The organism is Tateyamaria algicola, from assembly GCF_047715485.1.
GTDB lineage: Bacteria > Pseudomonadota > Alphaproteobacteria > Rhodobacterales > Rhodobacteraceae > Tateyamaria.
The window spans coordinates 1704959-1731839 of record NZ_CP180422.1 but is presented as its reverse complement, the minus strand read 5'-3'; the positions used below and the strand labels follow the sequence as shown (position 1 = coordinate 1731839).

Annotated in this window: 25 protein-coding genes; 9 read left to right on the top strand and 16 right to left on the bottom strand. The window is 62.6% G+C overall.

The annotated features are described in order from the left end of the window. Window positions 1-4: 4 nt before the first annotated feature. Window positions 5-1099: an NmrA family NAD(P)-binding protein gene (locus ACMHLQ_RS10965; RefSeq protein ID WP_415404822.1), complete on the bottom strand. Its 1095-nt coding sequence runs from the start codon at window positions 1097-1099 to the stop codon at window positions 5-7. 81 nt (window positions 1100-1180) lie between these two features. Between ACMHLQ_RS10965 and ACMHLQ_RS10960 the strand changes: the two genes are divergently transcribed. Beyond that, complete coding sequence (locus ACMHLQ_RS10960; protein WP_415404821.1) at window positions 1181-1846, top strand: winged helix-turn-helix transcriptional regulator; 666 nt, start codon at window positions 1181-1183, stop codon at window positions 1844-1846. Here ACMHLQ_RS10960 and ACMHLQ_RS10955 read toward each other — a convergent pair. From ACMHLQ_RS10955 to ACMHLQ_RS10905, 11 genes are all read right to left on the bottom strand, one after another. Continuing rightward, a complete protein-coding gene (locus ACMHLQ_RS10955) occupies window positions 1843-2772 on the bottom strand; it encodes a 3-keto-5-aminohexanoate cleavage protein (protein WP_415404820.1) in 930 nt (309 codons plus the stop codon). The two genes, ACMHLQ_RS10960 and ACMHLQ_RS10955, sit on opposite strands and share 4 nt — an antisense overlap. Before the next feature lie 3 nt (window positions 2773-2775). Continuing rightward, complete coding sequence (locus ACMHLQ_RS10950; RefSeq protein WP_415404819.1) at window positions 2776-3786, bottom strand: branched-chain amino acid ABC transporter permease; 1011 nt, start codon at window positions 3784-3786, stop codon at window positions 2776-2778. Further along, a complete protein-coding gene (locus tag ACMHLQ_RS10945; RefSeq protein WP_415404818.1) occupies window positions 3783-4649 on the bottom strand; it encodes a branched-chain amino acid ABC transporter permease in 867 nt (288 codons plus the stop codon). The genes ACMHLQ_RS10950 and ACMHLQ_RS10945 overlap by 4 nt, the downstream gene beginning before the upstream one ends. Then, a complete protein-coding gene (locus ACMHLQ_RS10940) occupies window positions 4646-5356 on the bottom strand; it encodes an ABC transporter ATP-binding protein (RefSeq protein ID WP_415404817.1) in 711 nt (236 codons plus the stop codon). Before ACMHLQ_RS10940 ends, ACMHLQ_RS10945 begins: the two co-directional genes overlap by 4 nt. Beyond that, on the bottom strand, window positions 5349-6077 hold the full coding sequence (locus ACMHLQ_RS10935) for an ABC transporter ATP-binding protein (RefSeq protein ID WP_415404816.1): 729 nt from the start codon (window positions 6075-6077) through the stop codon (window positions 5349-5351). The genes ACMHLQ_RS10940 and ACMHLQ_RS10935 overlap by 8 nt, the downstream gene beginning before the upstream one ends. A 7-nt stretch (window positions 6078-6084) precedes the next feature. Further along, window positions 6085-7356 (bottom strand): ABC transporter substrate-binding protein, encoded by a 1272-nt coding sequence (locus tag ACMHLQ_RS10930; protein WP_415404815.1) that lies wholly within the window; start codon window positions 7354-7356, stop codon window positions 6085-6087. Between the two features lie 190 nt (window positions 7357-7546). Next, window positions 7547-8479 carry a 3-hydroxyacyl-CoA dehydrogenase family protein gene (locus tag ACMHLQ_RS10925; protein WP_415404814.1) on the bottom strand — a complete coding sequence of 311 codons (933 nt, stop codon included), beginning with the start codon at window positions 8477-8479 and terminating at the stop codon, window positions 7547-7549. Between the two features lie 3 nt (window positions 8480-8482). Beyond that, on the bottom strand, window positions 8483-8662 hold the full coding sequence (locus ACMHLQ_RS10920) for an SDR family oxidoreductase (RefSeq protein ID WP_415404812.1): 180 nt from the start codon (window positions 8660-8662) through the stop codon (window positions 8483-8485). Then, the gene (locus tag ACMHLQ_RS10915) at window positions 8614-9267 is read right to left on the bottom strand and encodes an SDR family NAD(P)-dependent oxidoreductase (RefSeq protein ID WP_415404811.1); all 654 of its coding nucleotides are present in this window, start codon (window positions 9265-9267) and stop codon (window positions 8614-8616) included. Before ACMHLQ_RS10915 ends, ACMHLQ_RS10920 begins: the two co-directional genes overlap by 49 nt. Then, on the bottom strand, window positions 9264-9614 hold the full coding sequence (locus ACMHLQ_RS10910; RefSeq protein ID WP_415404810.1) for a cupin domain-containing protein: 351 nt from the start codon (window positions 9612-9614) through the stop codon (window positions 9264-9266). Before ACMHLQ_RS10910 ends, ACMHLQ_RS10915 begins: the two co-directional genes overlap by 4 nt. After that, window positions 9614-10453: a cyclase family protein gene (locus ACMHLQ_RS10905; RefSeq protein WP_415404809.1), complete on the bottom strand. Its 840-nt coding sequence runs from the start codon at window positions 10451-10453 to the stop codon at window positions 9614-9616. Before ACMHLQ_RS10905 ends, ACMHLQ_RS10910 begins: the two co-directional genes overlap by 1 nt. Before the next feature lie 142 nt (window positions 10454-10595). On the opposite strand from ACMHLQ_RS10905, the gene ACMHLQ_RS10900 reads away from it, so the two are divergent. The 5 genes from ACMHLQ_RS10900 to pobA all read left to right on the top strand — a co-directional run bounded on the left by ACMHLQ_RS10900 (window position 10596) and on the right by pobA (window position 17287). After that, window positions 10596-11339 (top strand): IclR family transcriptional regulator, encoded by a 744-nt coding sequence (locus ACMHLQ_RS10900; protein WP_415404808.1) that lies wholly within the window; start codon window positions 10596-10598, stop codon window positions 11337-11339. 106 nt (window positions 11340-11445) lie between these two features. Continuing rightward, window positions 11446-13848: a GcvT family protein gene (locus ACMHLQ_RS10895; RefSeq protein WP_415404807.1), complete on the top strand. Its 2403-nt coding sequence runs from the start codon at window positions 11446-11448 to the stop codon at window positions 13846-13848. After that, on the top strand, window positions 13826-15376 hold the full coding sequence (locus ACMHLQ_RS10890; protein WP_415405270.1) for a trimethylamine methyltransferase family protein: 1551 nt from the start codon (window positions 13826-13828) through the stop codon (window positions 15374-15376). Before ACMHLQ_RS10895 ends, ACMHLQ_RS10890 begins: the two co-directional genes overlap by 23 nt. Beyond that, window positions 15373-16032, top strand: coding sequence for a TetR/AcrR family transcriptional regulator (locus tag ACMHLQ_RS10885; RefSeq protein WP_415404806.1), 660 nt, complete (start codon window positions 15373-15375; stop codon window positions 16030-16032). The genes ACMHLQ_RS10890 and ACMHLQ_RS10885 overlap by 4 nt, the downstream gene beginning before the upstream one ends. Window positions 16033-16117: 85 nt before the next feature. Next, window positions 16118-17287, top strand: coding sequence for a 4-hydroxybenzoate 3-monooxygenase (gene pobA / locus ACMHLQ_RS10880; RefSeq protein WP_415404805.1), 1170 nt, complete (start codon window positions 16118-16120; stop codon window positions 17285-17287). Here pobA and cueR read toward each other — a convergent pair. From cueR to ACMHLQ_RS10865, 3 genes are all read right to left on the bottom strand, one after another. Continuing rightward, window positions 17281-17673 carry a Cu(I)-responsive transcriptional regulator gene (gene cueR, locus ACMHLQ_RS10875; protein WP_415404804.1) on the bottom strand — a complete coding sequence of 131 codons (393 nt, stop codon included), beginning with the start codon at window positions 17671-17673 and terminating at the stop codon, window positions 17281-17283. The two genes, pobA and cueR, sit on opposite strands and share 7 nt — an antisense overlap. Before the next feature lie 11 nt (window positions 17674-17684). Further along, a complete protein-coding gene (locus tag ACMHLQ_RS10870; protein ID WP_415404803.1) occupies window positions 17685-19979 on the bottom strand; it encodes a heavy metal translocating P-type ATPase in 2295 nt (764 codons plus the stop codon). A gap of 107 nt (window positions 19980-20086) precedes the next feature. Beyond that, window positions 20087-20563 (bottom strand): L,D-transpeptidase, encoded by a 477-nt coding sequence (locus ACMHLQ_RS10865; RefSeq protein ID WP_415405269.1) that lies wholly within the window; start codon window positions 20561-20563, stop codon window positions 20087-20089. A 230-nt stretch (window positions 20564-20793) separates the two neighbouring features. On the opposite strand from ACMHLQ_RS10865, the gene ACMHLQ_RS10860 reads away from it, so the two are divergent. The 3 genes from ACMHLQ_RS10860 (at window position 20794) to ACMHLQ_RS10850 (ending at window position 25472) form a co-directional block, all read left to right on the top strand. Beyond that, window positions 20794-21162 carry a hypothetical protein gene (locus tag ACMHLQ_RS10860; RefSeq protein ID WP_415404802.1) on the top strand — a complete coding sequence of 123 codons (369 nt, stop codon included), beginning with the start codon at window positions 20794-20796 and terminating at the stop codon, window positions 21160-21162. A gap of 113 nt (window positions 21163-21275) precedes the next feature. Next, entirely contained in the window at window positions 21276-22427 is a 1152-nt protein-coding gene (locus ACMHLQ_RS10855; RefSeq protein ID WP_415404801.1) for an efflux RND transporter periplasmic adaptor subunit, read from the top strand. A gap of 3 nt (window positions 22428-22430) precedes the next feature. After that, the gene (locus tag ACMHLQ_RS10850) at window positions 22431-25472 is read left to right on the top strand and encodes an efflux RND transporter permease subunit (RefSeq protein WP_415404800.1); all 3042 of its coding nucleotides are present in this window, start codon (window positions 22431-22433) and stop codon (window positions 25470-25472) included. Here the strand turns inward: ACMHLQ_RS10850 and gltS are convergent. After that, entirely contained in the window at window positions 25469-26674 is a 1206-nt protein-coding gene (gene gltS, locus ACMHLQ_RS10845) for a sodium/glutamate symporter (RefSeq protein WP_415404799.1), read from the bottom strand. The two genes, ACMHLQ_RS10850 and gltS, sit on opposite strands and share 4 nt — an antisense overlap. Between the last annotated feature and the right edge of the window lie 207 nt (window positions 26675-26881).

Here is a 26881-nt window from a genome sequence, read left to right as displayed (position 1 = left end):
GGTTTCAGGAGAGACCGAGCAGGGCGCCCGGTTTATGCGTGTCGCGCCATGTGCCATTGTCCTGGCTGAAGGCCGGAGCGTTCAGCAGCACGTAATCGCGGTCTTGCTGCACCTGCCTGAGGTCGAGTGACGGGGTCAGCAGTATCTTGGCAAAGCCGGCCATCGCGCCGATCCATCTGCCCGTGCTGCGCCCCAGATCGGGCCGCGCGGCGACCGTGCGTGTGACGATGCTGTCAAAGGTTTCGGGCGCGCGTTCGCCGACCGTCTCGACATGGTCAGTCGGGGCGTTCACCGCGAAGGCACCGCGCCTGTATTCATCCGCATAGATCGCCAGTTGCGAGACCATGGCAAAGTTGAAGTTGGATGGCGGGTTGGCCCGCAGCGCCTTGACCATCATCTTTTCGGAAATGTCCGAATAGACCACCTTGCGCCCAAGCCCCCGCCCCATGGCGGCGGCAATGTCATTGGGCGACATCAATGCGGGGCCCGTGGGGCGGTAGGTTTTCCCGGCATGCATTTGCGGATTGGTCAGGGCGGCAACGACAACGCTCGCGATGTCTTCGTTCGATGGAGGGGCGTTCTTTTTCACCGTCCCGTCGCCCAGGGGCATCGGGAACAGCCCAAGATGTGCGGCCATGTCGATGACCATCAGGTAGTTGTCGGCAAACCAGCCGGGATCGACGGAGGTGACGGTGGTGGTCGGGCTGATCCGGGCCAGCAGGTCGCTGACATAGACATCGCGCGTGAACGGCGAGGGGTGATCGCTGGAGGACAGCCATTGGCCAAGGTTGACCACGTGTTCCAGTTTCGCCTCATGCGCGGCAGCGGTGAAGATCGCGTTGAATTGCAGCCCGTTGGGCGCGGTGGGCGCACATTGATAGGCGCGCCGCATATCCGTCATCGCGCGGCGCATGTCGCTGATCGCGTATTGATTGCCCACGAAAATCTCGGCGCCCGCGGCGGCAAGGGTGCGCGCCCGCACGTCGTCGCTGCGCACAAAGGCCCGCACGGGAAATCCCTTTTCCAGCAATTGCAGCGTCACGGGCATCCCGGTTTTTCCGGCCGCGCTGGTGACAAGTATCCTTGGTTTCGTTGACACCTGATCCCTCCAAAATTACGGTCACTTTAATGGATAAAGTGAACACTTTATTTTTTAAAGTAACATGATCGTGAGTGATGCATGGCCAAGACGCGTTCCTACAAATTGCTCTGCCCGATCGCCCGCGGCCTTGACCGCATCGGGGACCGGTGGACCCTGCTGATCCTGCGGGATCTGCACGCCGGTCCTGCGCGGTTCAGCGAGTTGCAAAAGGGGCTGACGGGCATTGCGGCCAACCTGTTGACGGACCGGCTGGTCAAGCTGGTGGCGGACGGTCTGGTCAGCAAGGGCGACGGGGGCCATGGCGCATCCGTCTATGCGCTGACCGAACTGGGGGCGCGGACCAGCAACATCATCTTTGAGCTGGCCGTGTTCGGCGCCCGTTTCGCGCCCGAAACAGAGGTTGTGCGGCCCGGAAACCTGCGCACTGTCGCCACCACGCTGGGGGCAGCGGGCCAGCGCGTGGTCACGCCTGACATGGCGTTTCGCGCCGCCCTTGTGGTGGACGGAGAAGAGGTGGAACTGGATGTGCACGACGGCACGGTGCGGGCGCTATATGGCCCCGCAACCGATCCCGATGTGGTGCTGACCACAAGCTATCAAAGCCTGCTGGGCGTCACCGAGGGAGAGATATCCGGCGAGGATTTTGCCACGCGGCACAGCCAGATCGACATACGGACCCCAGGCAAGGAGGTCGCATTCCTGTCCTTCATGACGGCAATTGTCGCGATGTTGGCCGAGGCCTAGAACGCCACGCGGTCCCCGCCTTTGAGCGCCAGGATCTCGCGCGCCTCGTCAGGGGTTGCGACCTCGCTGCCGAGGTCTTCGACGATACGCCGGATCTTGGCGACCTGTTGGGCGTTGGATGTGGCCAGCTCGCCCCGGTTGATGAACAGGCTGTCCTCGAGGCCGACGCGCACGTTGCCGCCCATCTGGCTGGCGGTGGTGGCCAGCGGCATCTGCGCGCCGCCCGCCCCCAGCACCGACCAGCGGTAATCGTCGCCAAACAGCCGGTCGGCGGTGCGTTTCATAAAGATCAGGTTGTCCACCTCGGGGCCGATACCGCCGAGGATGCCAAAGATGAACTGGATGAATACGGGCGCTTTGAACAGGCCGATGTTCATGCAGTATTTGAGGTTGTAGAGGTGTCCGACATCGTAGCATTCGTGTTCGAACTTGATGTCATGGGGGGCCAGCGTCTCTGCGGCCTCGCGGATGTCGGCAAAGGTGTTGCGGAAGATATTCGCCTCGGACCCTTCGACATAGTCCTTTTCCCAGTCGTGTTTCCAGGTGTCATAACGCCCGGCCAGCGGATGAAAGGCAAAGTTCATCGACCCCATGTTCAGGCTGCACATCTCGGGGCTGAACTGCGTGGCGGCCTTGATCCGTTCCTTGATCAGCATGGTGGGCGCGCCGCCGGTGGTGATGTTCAGCACGGCGTCGGTGGACTGTTTCACGCGGGCGAGGATCGGGGCGTAATGATCGGGTTCGACCGATGGGCGGCCATCGTCGGGATGGCGCGTGTGCAGGTGCAGGATCGACGCGCCGGCCTCTGCCGCGGCAATCGCCTGTTCCGCGATGTCGTTCTGGGTGATCGGCAGGTGGTCGGACATGGTGGGCGTGTGGATCGACCCTGTCACGGCGCAGGTGATGATTGTTTTGGTTTTGGCCATGGGTCAGTCGCCTTTCTTGTCCGTGTTCACACGGTAGCTGAGGGGGAAGAGTTCGAGGTCGTATCGGTCGCGCACGAGGCCCCAGACGCCTTTGGGGGCTTTCAGCATCACCACGATGGCAACGGCGCCCAGCACCATCAAGTAGATCGTGCCGAAATCGGCCAGCGTTTCGCGCAGAAGGAAGAAGATGAGCGTACCGATGATGGGCCCCTCAAGCGTGCCGATCCCGCCGATTACGACGATGAAGATCACGAAGGCCGTCCAGTCGTTGACTGAGAAGGCGGCATCGGGCGAGATGCGCAGTTTTTGCAGGAACAGCAGCCCGCCGATGATGGCAGTGAAGGCCGAGGTGACGACATAGACCTCAAGCTTGGTGCGCCAGATGTCGATGCCGAGGCCGCTGGCGGCGACCTCGCTGTCGCGGATTGCGGTCAGGGCCAGCCCCCGGCGCGAGCGCAGGAACAGGTAGACGCAGGTGATGACCGTCACGGCGGCCCCCAGCGCCAGCCAATAGCTGAGCGCCTCGCGCCCCGAGCGGGACGAGGAGAGCGAGCGCACGATGCCCACCGGCAGGGACGAACCCGACCCGCCCCCAAGGGCGGAGATTTGGGCAAAGGTCAGGCGGAACACCTCGGCCATGACCCAGGTGCCGATGGCGAAATAGGCCCCTTTGAGCCGAAAAATCAGTGCCGCGATGGGCACCGACAGGATCGCCGCTAGTACACCGGCCAGCAGGATGGCGGCAATGGGGTGCAGCCCGCCAAAGATCGTCAGCGCAAAGAGCATGTAGCCGCCAAAGCCCACGAATGCCTGTTGCCCGACCGACACGAGGCCCGCATAGCCCGCCATCAGGTTCCACAGGCAGGCGAGGGAGAGGTAGAGGAAAATCTCGCCCATCAGCCGCATGTCGGCCCGGCCCGCCCACCATGGGGCGAGGGCCAGCACGATCAGGGCGAGGGCGGCGATGATCATCGCAACGCGGCTGGCACGGGTGGCGCGGGTGACGGTATTCAATGTTCGACCCTCGGGAACAGGCCGTTGGGGCGCACGGCAAGGACGATCAGAAAGGCGACGTGCCCGGCCAGCACCTGCCAGCCCGGATCAATCTTGGCCCCGATGGTTTGTGCGACACCCAGGATGACACCGCCCGCAAGGGTGCCCCAGATGTTGCCCAAGCCCCCGATGATCACCGCCTCGAACCCAAAGATCAGGCGCCCGCCGCCGATGGAGGGATCAAAGCTGGTACGCACGCCCAGCATCACGCCCGCGATGGCAGTGACGGCCAGTGCCAGGGCCATGGCCATGCCAAACACATGCGCCTTGTTCAGGCCCATCAGCTGGGCGATGTCCTGGTTGTCGGACACGGCGCGAAACCCGCGCCCGAGGGCAGTGGAGTAGAAGATCCATTGCAGGCCCGCGATCACGGCAACGGCAATCGCGAAAGTGAGCAGGGGCAACACGCCCAGTGTCAGTCCCCCGGCCGAGATGCTGGCCGTTTCGATCGCGCCTGCGTTCAGCTTTTGCGGATCGGCCGAATAGGTATCGAGCAGCGCGTTTTGCAGGATGACGGACAGCCCAAAGGTCACGAGCAACGGCGGCAGGATGTCCGGCCCCAGCGTCTGGTTCAAAAGGCCACGTTGCAGCACATAGCCGATCCCGGCCATAGCGGGCATCACGATCAGCAGCGCCACGAACGGGTGCACGCCCAGGATCAGCGTCGTGCTGAGCCCCAGATAGGCGGCGAGGATAATCAGATCGCCATGGGCGATGTTGACCAGCCGCATGACCCCAAAGATCAGCGACAGCCCGGCGGCGAACAGGGCATAGAGCCCGCCCAGCAGGATGCCCTGCACCACGGCGTTGAGCCATTCGATCACGCGGCCACTCCGAAATAGGCGGCCGTGATCTGGTCGCGTGTGATGTCTTCGACCCGGCCTGTCAGCGACACGCGCCCTTCTTGCAGGCAGTAGACGCGGGACGAGACGGCAAGGGCCTTGGAAATGTCCTGTTCCACGATCATCGCGGTCATGCCGCCGCTGATGATGCTTGGGAGCGCGTCGTAGATCGATTTGATGATGACGGGGGCGAGGCCCAGGCTGATCTCGTCAAACAGGATCAGGTCCGGGTTGGACATCAGTGCGCGGCCAATGGCGACCATTTGCTGTTGCCCGCCCGACAGCGAGGTCGAGGGCTGGTTGCGCCGTTCCTCGAGAATGGGAAAGAGGTCGTAGACGGCGCGCAGCGACCATGGCCCGGACCGCCCGACCGTGCTGCCGAGCCTCAGGTTTTCCTCGACCGACAGCGACGGGAACAGCTGCCGCCCCTCGGGCACCAGCGCGATCCCGGCATAGGCCACCTGATCGGCGCGCATCGCGCCAATGGATTGCTCCTTGAAGCGCACCTGCGCGCCCGCATTCGGCAGCAGGCCCGAGATCGAGCGCATGAGCGTCGTCTTGCCCGCGCCGTTGGCCCCGATGATGGCGATGACTTCGCCCTCCGACACCTCCATGTCGACGCCATAAAGCGCCTGGAAGTCGCCGTAGTGGGCATCAAGGCCCGTCAGGGTCAGCAGCGCGTCAGACATCGGGATCGACCCCCAGATAGATTTCCTTGACTTCGGGGCTGTCCATGATGGCCTTTGGCTGCCCTTCTGCGATCTTCTTGCCGAAATCGATGACGATCAGTTTTTCGACCACGGCCAGCAGGGCGTGCACCACGTGTTCGATCCAGATGATCGTGGTGCCGTTGGCATGCACCCGCTGGATCGTTTCGATCAGGGCGGTGCATTCCGCATCCGTCAGCCCGCCCGCGATTTCATCAAGCAGCAGCAATTGCGGCTTGGCCGACAGCGCCCGCGCCATTTCCAGCCGTTTGCGTTCCAGCAGGGTCAGCGACCCCGCGCGCACATTGGCCTTGGGCAGCAGGCCGGTGTCGTCCAGAACCGACAGAACGTGGTCTTCCGCCTCGTGGCCGCGCAGGCCTGCGCCTTCGATCGCGCCGACCAGTGCGTTTTCGAACACGGTCATGCCGCCAAAGGGTTGGGGCACCTGAAAGGATCGCGCGATGCCCATCTTGCAGCGTCGCGCGGCGGGGGCGGACGAGATGTCCTGCCCCTGAAATGTGATCCTGCCCCCATCGGGCGACAGTGCGCCGGTGATGAGGTTGAACAGGGATGTCTTGCCCGCCCCGTTTGGCCCAAGGATGCCGACGGCTTCCCCCTGGGCCACGTCAAAGCTGGTGCCGTCGGCGACCACAACGGCGCCGAAGGACTTTTGCAAACCAGCGATGGACAACAGGGCGGACATGAGTGGTCTATCCCAACAGCTGCAATTCGCCGCCTACAGGGATCTGCGGCGCATGAGCGTTGTTGGTGATGACCAGTTCGACACCGTCGCCTGCCTTTTGCCACTGGCCGGAGACCAGAGGTGTCTTGGACACGTTCGGCACAGGGCCATTTGACCAGTTCACGTCGCCGACGATGGTGGACATGTTTGTCTCTTTGATCGCGGCGGCGTTGGCTTCGTAATCGTCAAGGTCTGCGGATCGCGAGATGGCGTCGGCCACAACCTCGAACAGGGCGTGTTTGAACCCGATGGGCTGGGTCCAGGGCCGGCCTGTGGCAGCGGTAAAGCCCCCGGCCAGATCACCCGCCGACGCGCCTGTCAGCGATGATGTGAACGGGTGGTTCGGCGACCACCAGATTTCCGTTGTCAGGCCCACACCGCGATCCCCAAGTGCCTCGATGGCCGAGGGGAACAGCAGCGCCTTGCCGATGGTCGCGACCTTGGGGTTGAAGCCCTGCTGGGCCGCCTGGCTCCAGAACGTGCCGAAGTCCGGCGGGATCATCACGCCGGTCACGATCTCGCATCCCGCATCCTTGAACGCGGCGATGTAGTTGGAAAAGTCGTCGTTGAGCGGCTGGAACCTACCCGGGTCGATCAATTCGAAGCCTTGGGCCGCGAGCGGCGCGGGCAGGCCCAGTTCCGGGTGGCCCCAGGCGTTGCCATCCGCGTCGTTGGGGAACAGGCCGCCGACCTTCTTGGCCACGCCGCTGTCATTCCAGAGGCCGGTGAAGTTCGCGATGACGTCCTCGAGACCCCAGAAGAAGTGGTAGGTGTACTGGAACGCCTCGGCCGGGTTGCCACCGCGGCCAAAGAAATAGGGCTGCCAAGGCGCGTCGGTGGTGACGCAGGGCACTTCGTTGATCTCGGCCTGATCGGCAACCGGGTTGGTGGTGTCCGGTGTCGCGGCGGCGGTGATGATGTCCACCTCGTCCGACAGGATCAGTTCCGCGGCCACTTCGGCGGCGCGGTTGGGGTTGGACTGGCTGTCCTTCTTGATGATCTCGATATTGTAGGACTTGCCGTTGTTGGTCACGCCGCCCGCGAAATGGGCGCGCAGCCCGTCGAGGATGTAGTCATCGGCCTCGGCAAAGCCCGCCAGCGGGCCTGTCGAGGGCGTCACGAACCCGACCTTGATCGTCGGATTGGCCGCGTAGGCCCGCGTTGCCGTCAGGATGGCGGGTGAGGCAACTGTGGCGGCAAGCCCGCCCAGTACCGTCCGTCTGTTTGCTTTGTAAGTCATGTCTCTCCTCCCTGAGATTGATGTCTTTTCTTGTGGTCCCGACGCCGTGCTGCGTCTTGCGCCCTTATGTGATTGGAAACGCTTTGCCCCCAGCTAGCATGTCGGGAAGTTGATCCTGATGCGGATTCATCGGGACTTTATAACCGAGTGTTATGAATTCTACCTGCAGGGCGGTTGATCGGGCCATCCGTCATGCCTCCTCTTCAAGCAGAGTTTGCAGTTGCGCCAGATGCCGTGCGATCCGCGCCTTGGTCGCTTCGAGGTCGCCCTCTTTCCACGTGCGCAGCCCGGCGCCTGCGGCCATGCCGGTGCGTCCATCGTCCAACAGCTGTTGAAGGTAGGGCGAAGGCACCCCGCGCGCATCAAGATCGTGCAGCACCTGGTTGTGGATGTCCTGCGTCAGCTCGATCCCCACCAGATCAGCGTTTTCCAGAGGGCCGAGCACTGCGAGACGGCGGCCAAAGCTGGCCTTGACCACATCATCGACCGCTTCGGCCGTGCAAATCCCGTTTTCCACAAGGCTGATCGCCTCGCGCCACATGGCGTGTTGCAGGCGGTTCCCGATAAAACCGGGCACGTCCTTTTCCACCATCACGGGCGTTTTGCCCGCATCCGCCAAGAGGTCAAACATGGACTGGGCGAGCGTAGCATCCGTCCATTCGGTTTTGACCACCTCGACCAACGGGATCATGTGCGGAGGGTTCCACCAATGGGTGCCAAGCGCGCGGTGTCGGGTGCCGAGGCCTTCCATGATTTTGGTGATCTGGATGACGGAGGTGTTTGAGGCGAGCACGGCATGGGCCGGTGCGTGTGCCTCGACCTCGGCAAAGATGGATTGCTTGAGCGGCAGCTTTTCCGGCGCCGCCTCGAACACGAAATCCGCGTCACTCACTGCTGCCTGCACTGTATCGCACAGCTCGATCCGTTTCAGCGCCTTGGCGATCTCGACCTCGGTCGCGCCCAGCAAAGCAAGGCTGTCGGAAACCCGTTTGGGCACGCTTGCCAGCATCTCGGGCACGGGGTCTGTCACGGCCACGTACTGCCCTGCGCGGGCAAATGTCAGCGCGATGCCGTGGCCCATGAGGCCCCCGCCGATCACCGCGATTTGCTGGTTCTTGGTCATGGCCTAACCCGCCGTGTACCCACCGTCGGCATATAGGATATGCCCGGTGTAGAAATCCGACGCCCGGGACGACAGGAACAGAAGCGGCCCGGCAAGGTCTTCGGGCTCACCCAGGCGCCCCTTGGGCACGCGGGTCAGAAAGCCGTTGCGCACGGCTGTCGCCTCTTCGGTGTCTTCGAACATCCATGCGGTAAGGGGGAGCGGAACACGGTCGGCGCGATCGCGTTCACCGTGATGCCTGTCGGCCCCAGCTCGCATCCCAGCGCCTTGGTGATCCCGTCCACTGCGGCCTTTGAGGCGCAATAGGCGGTGTAGCCTGCGGGGTGGCCGAGAAGGCCTCGGGCGGAGGACATCAGAACGATCTTGCCGCCGTCGCCCTGCGCCTGCATCTGCGCGCTTGCCGCGCGGGCCATCAGCCAGCTTTGCGTGACGTTGGCGTCCATGACGCCCTCGAAGGTTTCGGGGGTCATATCCCCGATCTTGGCCACCTTGTTCATGCCGGAAGCCACGACCAGGATGTCGATCCGGCCATAGGTAGAGACGGTTTCCGCAACCAGCGCAGCGCAGGCATCCTCGGACTCCGGGCGGGCGTTGATCTGGTGCGTGTCGCCTGTGCAGGTGCCTGCCACCTCGGCCATCGCATCCGCATTTCCAGCGGCCAGGACCACCTTGGCCCCCGCACCCGAAAGGCAGCGGGCTGCGACAGCGCCAAAGGCACCGGAGGTCCCGGTGATCAGGGCAACCTTGCCCGAGACGTCAAAGAAGGACAGGGGGTTGTCGAGGCTCATGGCCGGCCTCCCTCGGGGTAGGGGATCACGACCAGCAACTTGCAGATGTGGTTGCTGCGGTTCTCGATCTTGCGGATTTCGCCCGGCGGGATCGTGCAACTGTCCATCGCGCTCAGCACCGTGTCGGTGCCGTCGATGGTCACCGTCATCTCGCCCTCGAGCACGACATAGACCTTTTCAAACGGGGTCGCATCGGGGCCAGCGCCGCCACCCGGCAGGAATTGGGAAAAGCCGACCCACTGGTTTTCCGGGCCGCCATCCTCGAACCCCTGCAGCCGCAGGCCCGTGACGCCCCAATGGTTGGGGGCGTCATAGGTTTCGGCGTCAGCAAAGCGCTTGACCAGCATCAGAAATCCTCGCCCGCCTCGATGCGGTAGCCCTGATCCTTGTCCATCATGGCGACCAGCCGGATGATGCAGCCATCACCACGATCCCAATTCCAGGGGAAGAAGGCGAAGGTCACACGTTTGCCCGTGACACGATCCAGATCGCCGCCCACGTTCTCGATGCCGAGGATACCGTTCTTGAACAGTTTCTGGTGGACGGGTTCCCATTCGGGGAAATCAACCTCCCACGGGGTGCCGCCGGACCATTCCAGATACTCCGCCTCGAGATGGGGCAGGATCGGGCCGTTACGCTGCGGGCCGATGGCCGTGGCGAGCGGGTGATCGTTGGCCTGGGTGTCGTGGCCGACGACCTTCACACCCTTTTCCACCATCCAGTCGGCGGCCGAAGGCACCAGACCGGGGCAATAGGCAAAGTAATCGCCATCCTCGTATTGCTTGTGCCAGCCGGTATTGATGATCAGCACGTCGTTCTTGCGAATGGCATGGCCGCAGGCTTTCTCCAGATCGTCGCCGGTGATCTGTTCCCACTTTTTCTTGGGGATGCTGACGACAAGGCCGGTGCCAAAGAAATGCGGCAGCGGCACCTCGTCGATGAACGGCGTGCCCTGCACCACGTGCGCAGGGGCATCGATGTGGGTGGTCACGTGCATGGTGGTGGTGATGGTCTGGCTTAGCACGCCGGACTTGGCCATGTAGTGTTTGCGATCAATCTGGACGTCCTTGAAATACGGCCAGTTCGGGCATTGGAACCCGTAGCGGTGGCTGAGGTTCACGAACTCCAGCCCCATGTCGTTGTTGTCGTTTTCCTGGAAATCGATCCCGCGAATATTGACGACCATCCGTTCCTCCCAAAAAGCGGTAATAGGTGTTTCGCATCATGGTGCGTATGTATCACATAGCGGTCAAGCGTTGATTTGAGCCGGGCATTTTCGTAGTGTAAAGAGGGCGCCAGATCGGTGGTTGCAAGTTTGGAGAGGCAGAATGGACGGACAGGAAAGCCATAAAAATCAGGGCATTCAGGTCATTTCGCGGGCGGCTGACATCCTGCGTCTACTGGGCAAGGAAACGGATGGCCAAAGCCTGGGGCAAATCGCGGCAGGTGTGAAATTGCCCCGCTCTACGGTACAGCGGATCGTGGCCGCACTGACGGTCGAAGGGTTCATTTCGACCGAAAAGGGCTATGGGGGAATCAAGCTGGGCCCCGAGATCCAGAGCCTGGCCCAGGCCGCGGTTTCGGACATGCGTGACCAGTTGCTGCCCTTGATGAAACGTATCGCCGCCGAAACGGGCGAGACCGTGGACCTGGCCGTGCTGGACGGGAACCGGATGCTGTTCATCGACCAGATCGTGGGCAGCCAGCGCCTGCGCACGGTGTCGAGCATCGGTGAATCCTTTCCCCTGACCACCACGGCGAATGGCAAGGCGGCACTGGCCTGCATGGAACCTGCGCGCGCGACGCGCCTGATCCTGGCCGAGCTTGAGCGCGAGGTGGACAGGGCGCGCCCCCTCGCCGGCATCTTGAAAGAGGTCGAGGATATCCGCCAGGGCGCGCTGGCCCGTGACGAGAATGAGCATACGGAAGGGGTGTGCGCGTTGGGCTTTGCGCTGAAGGACGCCAAGGGCGACATCTACGCACTGTCCACGCCTGTTCCGGCCAGCCGCTACGATCGGGTCAAGGATCGCCTGACCGACGCCATGTATCGCCATCTGTCGGGCGTGATGTAGGCCCCGCGTCGTTTGCCGACATCTTCATGTCGTGAAAGTACTGGACAGAACTGTCTAGTCGTCTGATGATCCCCTGAACGCACGATTTGGACGACAGGGGATCGATATGAATACGCATTACCGGGTTGTGGTGATTGGCGGCGGTGTGGTGGGGGCGTCTGTCCTTTATCACCTGGCCAAGATGGGCTGGAGCGATGTGTGCCTTGTCGAACGTTCGGTCCTGACGGCAGGGTCAAGCTGGCACGCTGCGGGTGGTATTCACGCGCTCAACGCGGATCCCAACATCGCCGCCCTTCAGGCCTACACCATTGATCTGTTGTCCGAGATCGAAGAGGAGTCGGGCCAGAACATCGGCCTGCACATGACCGGTGGTCTGACCATGGCGGGCACGCCTGACCGCTGGGAATGGCTGCAATCGGCCTACCGCACCTTCCAGTCCATCGGGATCGAGGATTGTCGCCTTGTCAGCGTGGAAGAGGCGGTCGAACTGAACCCGATCATGTCGGGCGATGGCCTGCTGGGCGGCATGTGGGCCGACCGCGAGGGGTATATCGACACCACCGGCACAGTGCACGCCTATGCCACTGCCGCCAAGAAACGCGGCGCGACCGTGATCGAACATAACCGCGTGCTGGAGCTGAACCAGACCCTGCAAGGTTGGGAGGTTGTGACCGAGAAGGGCACCATTTCCTGCGAACATGTCGTCAATGCCGGGGGGCTTTGGGCCAAGCAGGTGGGGCGCATGGCAGGGATCGAATTGCCGGTCTCACCGCTCAACCACCACTACCTGATCTCTGACAGCATTCCCGCGCTGGAAAAGCTGGATTTCGAAGTGCCGATGACCGTGGACCTCGAAGGGTTCACCTATCTGCGTCAGGACCAGAAGGGCGTGTTGCTGGGCATTTACGAGGTCGATCACCAGCACTGGATGATGGACGGCGCACCGTGGGAGTACGGGTTCGAGCTGCAACAGGAAGACCCCGACCGCATCGAGAAAGAGCTGATCATGGGATTCGAACGCTACCCCGCCTTGCAGGATGTGGGTGTGAAGACCTGGGTCAACGGTGCCTTCACCTTCTCGCCCGATGGCAATCCGCTGGTCGGGCCGGTGCCGGGTAAGCGCGGGTATTGGTCGGCCTGTGCCGTGATGGCCGGGTTCCTGCAAGGCGGCGGTGTGGGCAAATCGCTGGCCGAGTGGATGATCCATGGCGAGCCGGAGGCGGATGTCTACGGCATGGACGTCGCCCGCTACGGCGTCTGGGCCGAGAACAAGCAATACATCAAGGAGACAACGGGCCAGTTCTATTCCCGCCGTTTCGTGATGACCTATCCGAACGAACAACTGCCCGCAGGTCGCCCCCTGAAGATGGCCCCGGCCTATTCCGACATGACCGCTGCTGGCTGCCAGTGGGGCCAAAGCTGGGACATGGAGGTGCCGCTGTACTTTGCGCCCGAGGGGTTCGAGGAAACGCCGTCGCTCAAGCGATCAAACGCGTTCGACATCGTTGCGGCCGAATGCAAGGCAGTGCGGGAAAACGTCGGGTTGCTGGACATCACCGGCTTTTCCCGGTTCGAGGTGACGGGCGAGAATGCAGAGGCGTGGCTGAACCACATCATGGCCTCGCGCCTGCCCAAACCGGGCCGCGCGCGGCTCGCGCCGATGCTGGGCGAGGATGGGCGGCTCAAGGGCGATCTGACTGTGTTCAACTGGGGTGATGGCACCTGGTGGATCATGGGCAGCTACTACCTGCGCGCCTGGCACATGCGGTGGTTTGACGATCACATGATCGAGGGTGTGACGGTCAGGGATCTGGGCGACGAAATGGCGGGTTTCTCGCTTTCTGGTCCGAAGTCGAAGGCGGTCATCGAAAAGCTGACGGATTGCGCAGTGGGCGATCTGCCGTTCATGGGCTGTGGGGAATTCGACATTGGCATGCTGCGCTGCAAGGTGGGGCGGCTGTCGGTCACAGGCGAGATGGGGTATGAGATCCACTGCCGCATGGGTGACCACATCACCCTGCGCAAAACGCTGCTGGCGGCAGGCGCGGACGAGGGGATGATCGAATACGGGTTCAACGCGCTGTTGTCGCTGCGGATCGAGAAATCGTTCGGCATCTGGTCGGCGGAATTCACCCAAGGCTACACGCCCGGCATGACGGGCATGGACCGCTGGATCGACTGGGACAAGGCCTTTGTCGGTAAGGACGCGGCCCTGGCTGAACGCGACGGCAACGGCCCTGCACAAGTGCAGGTCACGCTGGACGTGGCCGCAGAGGGGGCGGATGCCTCGGGGTATGAGCCAATCTGGAAAGACGGCGAAAAGGTCGGCTTTGTCACCTCTGGCGGGTACGGGCACACGACGGGCAAATCACTGGCCATGGCGCTGGTGAATGCCGAACATGCGCATGAGGGATCGGCGCTGAAGGTGCATATTGTCGGGGTCGAGCGGGACGCCAAAGTCATCGCCGCCTCGCCCTACGATCCAGCTGGCAAAGCGATGCGAGGATGACCGGGCAACCCAAACGCAGGCGGGGCGCGGCGCGCCGCCGCTGAAAACAAGAACCACAGACTATCGACGCCTCCGCAATCCGTTCCCGCCGATGAACGTGTTCTCGGACGATCGCGTTGCCGCGATGCACGACGCGGCGCTGGACGTGCTGGAGCGGCTGGGCATCAAAGTGCTGTTGCCCGCCGCGCGCGCGACCTTCAAGGCAGGTGGCGCGAAGGTCGATGAGAGCACCCAGATGGTGCATCTCGGGCGCGAGATGGTCGAGGCTGCGCTGGCGACGGCCCCGAAGTCCTTTGCGCTGATTGCAGGCGATCCAAGCCGCGATCAGGTGATGGAACTGGGATCGATGGTCTTTCAACCCGGTGCCGGGTGCCCGCACGCGACCGACCTCGACCGGGGGCGCAGACCCGGCACCGAACAGGACTTTCGCGAACTGATCACGCTGACCCAGCATTTTGACGTGCTGCACATGATCCCGCCATTGGTCGAACCGCAGGACGTGCCGATCCACCTGCGGCACTATGCAATGACCAAGGGGCAGATGGAGCTGACGGACAAGGTGCCGTTCATCTACTCGCGGGGCACGGGCCAGGTGGAAGAATCCTTTGAGATGTTGCGCAATTTTCGCGGGATCTCGGATGCAGAGTTTGCGGCGCAGTCCCATTGCTACACCATCATCAACACCAACTCGCCCCGCCAGTTGGACATTCCCATGGCGCTGGGCGTGATGGATTTTGCGCGCGCCGGGCAGATGGCGATCATAACGCCCTTTACCCTTATGGGGGCAATGGCACCGATCACCGTGGCAGGGGCCATGACGCTCAGCCATGCGGAGGCTTTGGCGGCCATCACCCTGGGCCAATTGGTCAATCCGGGTGCGCCCGTGTGCTATGGAACGTTCACGTCCAATGTCGACATGAAATCCGGGGCGCCCGTTTTCGGCACGCCCGAGCATTTCAAGGCATCGCTGGCGGCGGGCCAACTTGCGCGCCATATCGGCTTGCCGTGGCGCTGTGCCTCTGGATCGGCCGCCAACCTTGGCGACGTGCAGGCGGCGAACGAGACGCAGTTTGGCACATGGGGATGCCTGATGGCCGGGGCGACGGTCACCCTGCATGCCGCCGGGTGGCTCGAAGGGGGGCTGACCGTGTCCTATGAAAAGTTGATCACGGATGTCGAGGTGCTGCAAATGGTGGCAGAACTCTGCGTGGCGACCCCGGCCCAAGAGGCCGAAATTGCCATCGACGCCTTGGAAGAGGTGCAGCCGGGCGGCCACTTTTTCAGCGCCGCCCACACGATGGAGCGGTATCAGACCGCATTCTATGAACCGCTTGTTGCGGATTTCGCCAATATCGGCACATGGGAGGAACGGGGCAGCGTGGATGCCACGCATCGCGCAACGGACATCTGGAAGGGTATCCTGCGCGATTTTACCCCGCCCGCAGGGAATGAGGACCGGTTGGAAGAGCTGACCAGGTACATTGCCGATCGCACGGCACGGGGCGGCTGCGCGCCGGAGAACGGATGAGCGCACCGCTGCTGCATAGGGATGATCCAGACAAGGATCCGCTGATCGGCAACGTCAAGGTCACGCGGCAGGACTGGATGAACGCCGCCCTCGCGGTTCTGAAACAAGGCGGGGTCGAGGCCGTCAAAGTGGCGGACCTGGCCACGCGTATGAACGTCTCGCGATCTAGCTTTTACTGGTACTTCAAGAACCGCACCGACCTGCTGGATGCGCTGTTGCAGCATTGGCGAGACACCAACACTGCCGCGATGGTGGCGCAGGCCAACGCGCCCGCCGACACGATCACCGAAGCATGTTGCAACGTCTTTCACTGCAACATCGACACATCGCTGTTTGACAACCGCCTCGACTTTGCGGTGCGCGACTGGGCCCGCCGGTCGGAACCGGTGAACAAGGTGCTCAAGGCGGGCGATGACGCGCGCCTTGCCGCGCTTACCAAGATGTTCGCGCGGTTTGGCTATCCCACGCTCGAGGCGACGGCGCGGGCGCGGGTGATCTACTACATGCAGCTTGGTTATGACGACGCGAACCTCGGCGAAACGATAGAGGAACGGTTGGCGATGGTGCCGGGTTACCTTGTCGCCTTTACCGGCAAGGCGGCCTCTGAAGCGGAAATCGCCGCCTTCAACGCTTTTGCAAGGTCGGTTGCAGGATAGTCCTCCAATGCTTGACCGGCGCATCTGATCGCCGCAATCATGGCTCAAGCGCGGTGCCCCGCATCGCGAAAAGGGGAGGGCGCGCATGCGCACACAAGTCGTGATCGTGGGTGGTGGGCCGTCGGGCCTGCTGCTGGGTCAACTGCTGTACTGCGCCGGAATCGACGCCGTCGTTCTTGAGCGCAAATCCCGCGAATACGTGCTGGGGCGCATTCGTGCGGGTGTGCTGGAACGCGGCCTTGTCGGCCTGATGGGCGAGGCCGGTGTGGATACCCGGCTGAAGGCCGAAGGCTTTGCCCATGACGGCACCTTGCTGGCTTATGATGGCGATATGTTTCGCCTCGATTTCGCAAAACATACGGATGCGACTGTCATGGTCTATGGCCAGACCGAAGTGACCCGCGACCTTTATGATGCGCGCGATGCAACCGGCGGCGTCACGCATTTCGAAGTTGAAAACGTGGTGATCGAAGGGGCGGATACCGATACCCCCTTTGTCACCTACAGCCAGCACGGCACACCGCATCGCATAGACTGCGATTTCATCGCCGGGTGTGACGGCTTTCACGGGGTCAGCCGCCAGAGCATCCCCGAAGCGGTGCGTCGCGACTATGAAAAAGTGTACCCGTTCGGCTGGCTGGGCATCCTGTCGGAAACGCCGCCGGTGAATGACGAGTTGATCTATGCCAACTCGGATCGCGGCTTTGCCTTGTGCTCGATGCGCAATGCCAATCTTAGCCGCTACTACATCCAGTGTGACACGTCCGACAGCCCCGAGAACTGGAGCGATGATGCGTTCTGGGACGAGTTGCGCCGCCGCATTCCGCCCGCGGCGGCCGAGGTGTTGGTGACGGGCCCGAGCATTGAAAAGTCCATCGCGCCCCTGCGCAGTTTCGTGACCGAGCCGATGCGCTGGGGGCGCCTGTTTCTGTGCGGTGATGCGGCCCATATCGTGCCGCCGACCGGGGCCAAGGGGCTGAACACCGCCGCCTCGGATGTGCATTACCTCAACCAGGGTCTGCGCCAGTTCTACAGCGATGGGGACACCCACGGTATTGACCGTTACTCCGAACGCGCCCTTGCCCGGGTGTGGAAGACCGAACGGTTCAGCTGGTGGTTTTCGAACCTGATGCACCACTATCCCGGCCAGACCGAGTTCGACAAAAAGATGCAACTGGCCGAATTGGCCTTTCTGCGCGACAGTCCCGAGGCGCAGGCGGCCATGGCGCTTAACTACGTCGGCCTGCCCTACTGACGAAGGTCCGACAGGTCCTTGAGGATCGGGCAATCGGGGCGATCATCCCCGTGGCAGGCCTGTACCAGATGGGCGAGGGTGTCGCGCATGGATTGCAGTTGCGCAATCTTGCCGTCGATTTGCTGCAAGTGACCCTGCGCGATGGCCTTGACTTGCGCGCTTTCGCGACTCTCGTCCTCGTACAGCGCCATGAGGGTGCGGCAGTCCTCAATCGAAAATCCCAAAGCCCGTGCGCGGCCCAGAAAGGCGAGCTTGTGCAAGTCCTGTTCGCGAAAGGCGCGGTAGCCGTTGGCGCTGCGCTGCGGGCGGATCAGGCCGATGTCTTCGTAGTAACGGATTGTCTTGGGCGGCAGGCCGGACCGTTCGGCCACTTCTCCGATATTCATGCGCACATGTCCTATTCTGCGGGTTGGGCGGCGCCGGTTTGCGGGGGCGTCTGTTCGTCCATGACGGGGTGCAGCCGCCGCAGTCGCAAGGCGTTGCTGAGCACGGAGACGGAAGACAGCGCCATGGCACCGGCGGCGAACATGGGCGACAGCAACAGACCAAACGCTGGGTAGAGTACACCGGCAGCGACGGGGATCAGCGCGGCATTGTACCCAAAAGCCCAGACGAGGTTCTGACGGATGTTGCGCATTGTTGCGCGGCTGACAGAGGCGGCGTTGACCACACCGCGCAAGTCACCCGACATCAGCACCACATCCGCGCTTTCGATGGCCACATCCGTGCCTGTACCGATGGCGATGCCGACATCTGCATGTGCGAGTGCGGGCGCGTCGTTGATCCCGTCCCCGACAAAAACGACCTTGCCGTCCGCCCGCAATTGGTCGAGTGCGGCGACTTTTCCATCGGGCAAGACGCCTGCGATCACGTGGTCGATCCCGACCTCGCGGGCGATGGCCTGCGCCGTTTCCTCCTTGTCGCCCGAGATCATGGCGACGGCCAGCCCCTGTGCCTGAAGGGCGGCAATGGCGGCCGCGCTGGTTGGCTTGACCGGATCGGCGACGGCAATCACGGCGGCGATCTGGCCGTCGATGGCCGCGAACAAGGCGGTGCGTCCCCGCGCAGCCAGCATGCCCTCGGACTGGGCAAGCGGGCCGATATCCACGCTGTGACGGGCCATCAGGCGGTCCGCGCCAATCACCACGTTCCTGCCCTCGACATTGCCGGACACACCGAACCCGGTGACCGAGGTGAATGCCGTTACTGGCCCGATCGCTGCGCCTTCGGCCCTTGCGCCGCGCACGATGGCCTCGGCGATGGGATGCTCGGACTGGTCTTCGACCGACGCAACAAGGCGCAGCACCTCGCCCCGTTCAAACCCATCTACCAGCACGACATCTGTCAGGGTGGGTGCACCCGCTGTGACCGTCCCGGTCTTGTCGAGGGCCACGATCTGCACGTCGCTCAGCTCTTGCAGGGCGTCGCCCTTGCGAAACAGCACGCCCATTTCGGCCCCGCGGCCCGTGCCCACCATGATCGAGGTCGGCGTGGCGAGCCCCATGGCGCAGGGGCAGGCGATGATCAGGACAGACACACCGGCAACGAGGGCCAGTGTCAGGGCCGGATCCGGCCCCACGACCAGCCATGTCACCACTGTCAGCAGCGCCAGCCCCAGCACGGCCGGTACGAACCACATGGTCACGCGGTCGACCATGCCCTGAATGGGCAGTTTCGCGCCTTGTGCGTCCTCGACCATGCGGATGATCTGGGCCAGCGTCGTGTCGGCGCCGATGCGTGTTGCACGCAGGGTCAGGCTGCCGGTGCCGTTCACGGTGCCGCCCGTGACGGTATCGCCGTCGCTTTTGGTCACGGCCAGCGGCTCTCCGGTCATCATGCTTTCGTCAACATTGCTGTTGCCATCCGTGACGACGCCGTCGACCGGGATGCGTTCGCCGGGACGCACCATCACGATGTCGCCGACGCGCAAGGCATCAATGTCGACATCCACGGGTTCGCCTTCACGCAGCACGCGCGCCGTGCGCACCTGCAAGCCCATCAGCGTCTGAATGGCCGCGCCTGTGCGCCCCTTGGCACCCGCCTCAAGCCAGCGGCCCAGCAGGATCAGAACCACGATGACGGCGGCAGCCTCGAAGTAGACGGCGCGCACACCGTCGGGCAAGAGCGCCGGGATAAAGGTCGCCACGACCGAATAGCTCCAGGCCGCACCTGTACCCAGGGCGACGAGGCTGTTCATGTCCGGCGCGCCCTTGGCCAATGCCGGCACCCCCTTGGCAAAGAACTGGCGCCCGGGGCCGAACAGGATGACCGTGGTCAGTGCAAACTGGATCAGCCAGGACGTCTGGGTGCCGATGCTGCGTTCGATCAGCATGTGAAAGGCGGGGATCATGTGCGCGCCCATCTCAAGCACGATGACGGGCAGGGCAAGGGCTGCGGCAAACAGCATCCGGCGCGACTGAGCGTGGGCCTCTTCGATCTTGCGCGCTGCCCTGTCTTGGCTGGCGGTGGCCTGTGCAATCTGGGCGGCGTACCCCGCATCCGTGCTGGCGGCTGCGATGGCTTGTGGGGTTGTCGCCCCCTCGGCATAGGTCACTGTTGCAGTCTCGGCGGCAAGGTTCACGGCCACGCTTTGCACACCCGGTACGGCCTGCAAGGCCCTGTCCACACGCCCCACGCAAGAGGCGCAGGACATTCCCTCGACAGTCAGGGAAACTGAAATTGATTGGCTCATCGGATCACACGGGTTTGGCTGCGTTACGACCTAGATAGGCATTCCAGTCACTGGAAGCTCAAGATGCAATCCGAATTTTTTCCGGGCCAGCTGATCAGGCGAGACCGTCAGCTGCCGTAAGACGCCGGATAAAGCACCACGCGCGTGTCGATGGGAACGCGGTTGTACAGGTCGACAATCTGATCATTCACCAGCCGCGCGCAGCCATTGGACACGCTGTAACCAATGGTGTCCGGGCGATTGGTGCCGTGGATGCGCAGGAACGTGTCGCCGCGACCGGGCTGGAACAGGTACAGCGCACGCGCGCCAAGCGGATTGTTCGGCCCGCCGGGCATCCCGTTCTCGTGGCGTTTGTAGAGCTGTGGCTGCCGCTCGATCATGTCTGGTGTCGGGGTCCAGCTGGGCCACTTCTTCTTCACGGCCACATAGAACTCGCCCGACTCGTAAAGGCCGGGGCGGCCGATGCCGACGGAGTAGCGGATCGCCATGCGCTTGGGCAGTGTCCAGTACAGCGCGTACTGGCCGGGATCGACGTGGATTTCGTAGGGTGCCAGATCGTTCTTGATCTTGACCTCGCGCGGCATCTTGTCCTCGGCCAGGGTGGCGGGGACAATCTGCGCATCGTAGTCGGCATTTGCGTGCACGATCACCGGGGCCGTGGTGGCGATGGCAGCGGCGGAGCCTGCCAGGAATGTTCTGCGCTGCACTGTTGGTTCCTTTGACGTTTGGACTGGTTAAGGCAATGAGGCGGGCAAGCACCCACTTTGGAACGCGATGATACAATACGATGCCCATAGGCCAAGCCCATACGCGCATGTATTTCGAGAACGTGATGTTCGCGCGCATTTGGGTGCTCTGCCGCGATAGCGCCGCTCGGGTCGCTGGCGATTCCTTTGGCCAGGTCCGGCGGGTGAGCGGCAGGCGATCATCCGTGCATGCAAATCCAGAGCGTAAGCGCGATGGGCAGAACGCCAACCAAACCAACGTGATGGGGCGTCGCGCCCGGTACGACGTGCAGAACAGGCGGATTTCCACCGGCGATGATGGCAGCATGCGTCAACGTACATTGCATCACTACGGTACTGCCCACCGATACCTGCGAAACCATGCAGGTGGTGGCGCGCCTTATCAGTTTACATTTCCGTGCTGCATTGCGACGCTTCGGCCAAAGACGCGGAAATGATGAGGGACCGGATGAAGACTTTGATAGGTGCAGCGCTTTTTTGTGCGGGCGCATTCGCTATACCGGTTCAAACACATGCGCAGGATGTTGATGCACCTGTTCGTCCGGCCAAAGTGTTTACCGTTTCCGTGGCGCCCACGACTGTTGAGCGCACCTATCCCGCGCTGGTCCAGCCCTCTCGCGAGGTGCAGCTGACCTTTCGTGTCAGCGGTCGGGTGATCGATCTGCCTGCACGCGCGGCCAATCAGGTCGAGGAAGGGGACGTGATCGCCCGCCTTGATCCTTCGGATTTCGAAACACAGGTCGCCCAGCTGGAAAGCCAGCGCGATCAGGCCATGGCCGAGTTGAGCGCATTGCGCAGCGGGGCCCGGTCAGAAGAGATCGTGGCCTTGGAGGCCGCCGTTGATTCCGCGCAGGCGCAGGTCGATCAGGCGCTAGAGCAAGTGTTGCGGTCGCGTGAATTGGCGGAACGCGGTGTCGTGGCGACGGCGCGGCTGGACGAGGACGAGGCCAACCTGCGCGTCGCCGAAGCCAATCTGCGCGCGCAGACGGAACAGCTGGTCATTGGCCAATCGGGTGGGCGTGCCGAAGACATCGAAGCGGCAGAGGCGGCCATTCGTGGGCTCGAGGCGCAGCTGCAATCAGCGCGGAACAATCTGGATTACACCACCTTGCGCGCCCCTTTTGACGGGATCATTGCGCGCCGTGACATCGACAATTTCACCAATGTGCAGGCCGGTCAGGACGTTGTGTTGCTGCAAGCGCTGGCCACGGTGCACCTGACCTTTGACATCCCCGGCCCGGACGTCACGGCCCTGCTGGCCAACGGACGCGAAGAGATCACCAACATCGCGTTTTTCGATGCGTTGCCCGGCGAAGCGTTCGATGCCGAAGTCGTTGAATTCTCGGTTCAGGCCGACAGCGCGACACAGACCTATCGCGGCCGTGTCGCCGTTGAAATCCCCGAAGAATCGTTGATCTTGCCCGGCATGGTGGGCCGCGTGACCTCGTCGGCCCCGGGTCAGGCGCAGGCCATGTCGGTGCCGCTGACGGCCATCGCATCCGAAAGCGACGGCGCCCCCTTTGTCTGGATCGTGGGCGAAGGTGATCGCGTGTCCAAACAGGCGGTGACCCTGGGTGATGTGAAGAACGGATCGGTTGCCGTCACGGACGGGCTGAGCGCCGATCAGAGGATCGTGGCCGCCGGGGTCAGCCACATCATTGACGGGATGCAAATCCGGCCCGTGACGCAGATCGGGGGCTAAGACATGGATTTGGCCCGTTTCGCGATCGAAAAGCGGCTGATTTCGGCTGTCTCGACCCTGCTTATTCTGGTTGCAGGCTACTTTGCCTATGTGAACCTGCCCCGGTTCGAAGACCCCGAATTCGTCATCCGACAGGCGCAGATCATCACGCCCTATCCCGGTGCCAGCGCCGAGGAAGTGGCCGAAGAGGTCACCGAGGTTGTCGAAAATGCGCTGCAACAGCTGATCGGAGTGGACGAGGTCCGCTCTGTCTCTTCGCCGGGTCTCAGCACCGTTACGGTGGAATTCACGATCCAGTCGACCAAGGGCTATACGGAGCTCTACGAGCGGTTCGCGCAGATGCGTGCAAAGGTGGACGACGCGCAGGGCGACCTGCCGCCCAATGCCCTCAGCAGCATCGTGTTTGACGACTTTGGCGACGTCTATTCCGTCTATTTTGCCGTCGTTGGGGATGGGTATTCACTGGGTGAGTTGCACGAATACGCCAAGGATTTGCAGCGCGAGCTGGTGACCGTCGATGGCGTGTCCAAGGTTGTGCTGAACGGTGTGCAGGATCAGGTGATCTATGTCGAATACTCGCCCGCACGCCTTGTTGCGCTGGGCCTGTCGCCGCAAGAGATCGGCGACATCCTGGAGGGGCAGAACCTGGTCACGCCTGCGGGGTCGATCCGCGCAGGCCAGGTCCGCCTTGAACTGCGCCCGACCAATGCGGTGACATCCATTGATGCGATTGGGGATCTGTTGATCACCAATCCGCAAAACGGCGCGTCTTTCCGCCTGTCCGACATTGCGACGGTTACCCGCGGGTACAAGGACCCGGCCACCCATCTGCTGTTTCGCGATGGCCGCCCGGCTATCGGCATCGGCATTTCCAACAACATCGGCGGCAACGTCGTGAACATGGGCGAAGCGGCCAAGGCGCGCATCGATGCGCTGATTGGTGAGCGTCCCATCGGGATCGAGGTTTTGCCCATCTCGGACCAGTCGGCCACGGTCAAGGCGTCGGTCAATGACTTTGTCATGAACGTGGTGCTGGCGCTGGCCATCGTCGTGGGCACGCTGCTGATATTCATGGGCCTGCGGTCGGGCATCCTGATGGGGGGCATTCTGCTGGTCACCGTCGCGGGCACCCTGTTCGGGATGTATATCTATGGGCTCGACATGCAGCGAATTTCCCTTGGGGCGCTCATCATCGCGCTGGGGATGCTGGTCGACAATGCCATCGTGGTGGTCGAGGGCACATTGGTACGCGTCCAAAAAGGCGAAAGCGCCTCAACTGCGGCGCAATCGGTGGTCAGTCAGACCAAGTGGCCCCTGCTTGGCGGGACAATCGTGGGCTTTCTCGCCTTTTCGCCGGTGGGTTTTTCGCCGGACAACACGGGTGAATATGCAGGCAGCCTGTTCTGGACGATTTCCATCGCCCTGCTGTTTTCCTGGCTTGTCGCGATCTGGCTGACGCCCTACTACTGCACCCTTCTGCTCAAACCGAACACGGCGCCGGAAAAATCGGAGAATGCAGTGCTGCGCTGGTATCGCGGTATTCTGGCCCGCGCGATCCGTGCGCGTTACGTGACAATCGCGATCATCGTGGCCCTGTTTGCCTCGGCCATTGCGAGCTTTAGCCTTGTGCCGCCGGGGTTCTTCCCCTCTTCGACCCGCGAGCAGTTCGTGATCGACTATTTCCTGCCGCAAGGCACGGACATCACGCAGACCCAAAGCGATCTGATGGAGATTGACGCCCATGTGCGCGGACTGGACGGGGTGACCAGCACGAACATGTCGGTCGGCAGCGGACACTTGCGGTTCATGCTGATCTACGAGAGCGAAAACCAGAACTCGGCCTACGGTCAAATCCTTGTCGATGTGGAAAGCTATGATCAGATCGACGATCTGCGGCTCGCGTTGCAGGACTGGATTGATGAGGCCTATCCCGAAGCCACGGCCAAGGTGTGGAAATTCGTGCTTGGGCCCGGCGGCGGATCGAAGATCGAGGCACGGTTTTCCGGGCCGGATGCCGTTGTGTTGCGTGACCTTGCGCAGCAGGCCAAGGCCATCATGTCAGGTGCCGGGGCCATCGCGATCAAGGATGACTGGCGTGAACAGGTGCAGGTCATTCGCCCCATCATCGATACGCAAAACGCCCGGCGCCTCGGGTTGACGCAGGGCGAGATTGCCAATGCGCTTTACAGCCACCTCAATGGCGCGACCCTGGGTGTTTACCGCGAGGGGGATGAGCTGCGCGATATCGTGATGCGCCCGTTCGAGGCGGATCGCACCGATGTGGCCCGCCTGCGCGACATCCAGGTGTTCAGCACGGTTGCGGGGGGATACATCCCCATTGGACAAGTGGTGGACCGGTTCGACCTCGCCTTTGAGGCGGGCAATCTACGCCGCATTGATCGGGCCCTGACCATTACGGCGCAATCGGACAATGCGACCGGTGTCTTGTCGGGCGATCTGTTTGACGAGGTGCGCGGCCCAATAGAGGCGATTGACCTGCCCCCCGGCTATTCGCTGGAATGGAAGGGGGAGTTCGGCAACTCTGCCGAGGCGAATGCCGGGCTTGCCTCGACCATGCCGCTCGGCTTTGGGGCGATGGTGCTGGTGGTGATCTTCCTCTTCAACGCGGTGCGCCAGCCGCTGATCATCTGGCTGACGGTTCCCTTGGCCTTGATCGGGGTGATCTGGGGGCTTGCGGCCTCGCAAACCCCGCTCGAGTTCATGGCGATCCTGGGTATCCTGTCGTTGACGGGGATGCTGATCAAGAACGCGATTGTCCTGATTGACGAGACCGACAGCCAGATCGCGGATGGCAAGGCGCGCATGGCGGCCGTTGTCGATGCCGCGGTCAGCCGGGTCAGGCCCGTTGCCTTGGGTGTGTTGACGACTGTGCTGGGTGTTGTGCCGCTGCTATGGGATCCGTTCTTTCAATCCCTTGCTGTGGTCATCATCTGCGGTCTCAGCTTTGCGACGGTGCTGACACTGATCGTGGTGCCGACGCTTTATGCCGTGTTCTTCAAGGTGTCTGGGGATGAAACAGCCTAGGCCCCGACAAACAACCGTATGATCAGCGCATTCGCCAGATCGACAAAGAAGGCTGACACCAGTGGCAACACGATAAAGGCCAGCGGCGCGGCGCCGTACCGTTTGGTCACGGATGTCATGTTGGCAATCGCCGTGGGCGTGGCCCCCAGCGCAAATCCGGCAAAGCCGCTGCACAGCACGGCGGCGGTGTAGTCGCGCCCAAGCACACGAAATACGACAAAGGTCACAAAACCCACCGTCATCACAACCTGCATCGCCAACACGGCCAGAAGGGTGCTGCCCAGTTCGTTCAGCGTCCACAACTGCATGCTCATCAGTGACATGGCGAGGAAGATGGACAGGCTGTAGTCGGATATGACCGCCAGCGCCCGACTGCCCGCAGGCCAGGTCATGCGTGGCACCAGGTAAGGCACCGTGTTGGACATGATGATGCCGACCAGCAGGCAGGGCACGAACAGCGGCAGCATCACGCCCATCTCGGCAATCGTGATGTTAGCGGCGTAGCCGAAAAAGATCGCGACATGGGCCGCGAGGGTCGCGCGCATCAGGCTGATGTGATTGACGGCCTCGGTGGGCTCACCCCGTTCTTCGTATTCCAGCCCGACCACGGGCGGTGCGTTCTGCCGCCCCTCGAGGGCGTTGCGATCAATCAGGCGCTTGGCGATGGGTCCGCCGATCAGGGCCGCCGTCACAAGGCCCAGCGTCGCGGTGGCAATGCCCACTTCATCTGCGGCGGCAAAGCCTGTCACCTCTTCGATCTGCGGGCCCCAGGCGATGGCCGTCCCGTGCCCACCGATCAGAGAGGCCGACCCGAGGAGCACGGCCACAGGTGTCGGCAGATCAAAGACTAGCGTGCCCGCCAGCCCCACCGCATTCTGCAGGACCATGAAGACAATCGTGATCACCAAGAGAATGCCCAGCAGCGATCCGCCACGCAGCAGGTCCGCAATCCGCGCGTTCAGCCCGATCGTGGCAAAGAACAGGACCAGCAGGTAATCCCGCACCTGCAGATCAAAGACGATCTGCGTATCCGTGAGCCGAAAGTAGGCCCAGGTCAGCAGCGCCATCGCGATGCCACCGGACACAGGTTCGGGGATGTTGTAGTCGCGCAGAAACCTCACCCCGCGTGTCAGGAACGCGCCAAGGAAGAACACGATCATGCCGAGGGTGACCGAGATGAATGCGGGAACGACGATTTCCATGGCTTGCCTCAGAACACCGTGACCGTGGCGTGTTTTCGGGCTGTCTGCGGTATTTGCCGCACACCATCAACCGCTTTGCATGCCGGGTGCCGGTGCGTGTGCATCACTCCGCCGATGGGGGACTTTGTGGGGCTGCATCCGTCGGCAGGACGGCTATGTTTGCCAAGGTCAGACGGTTTGGGTAAACCATTGTGAGGGACTAATAAC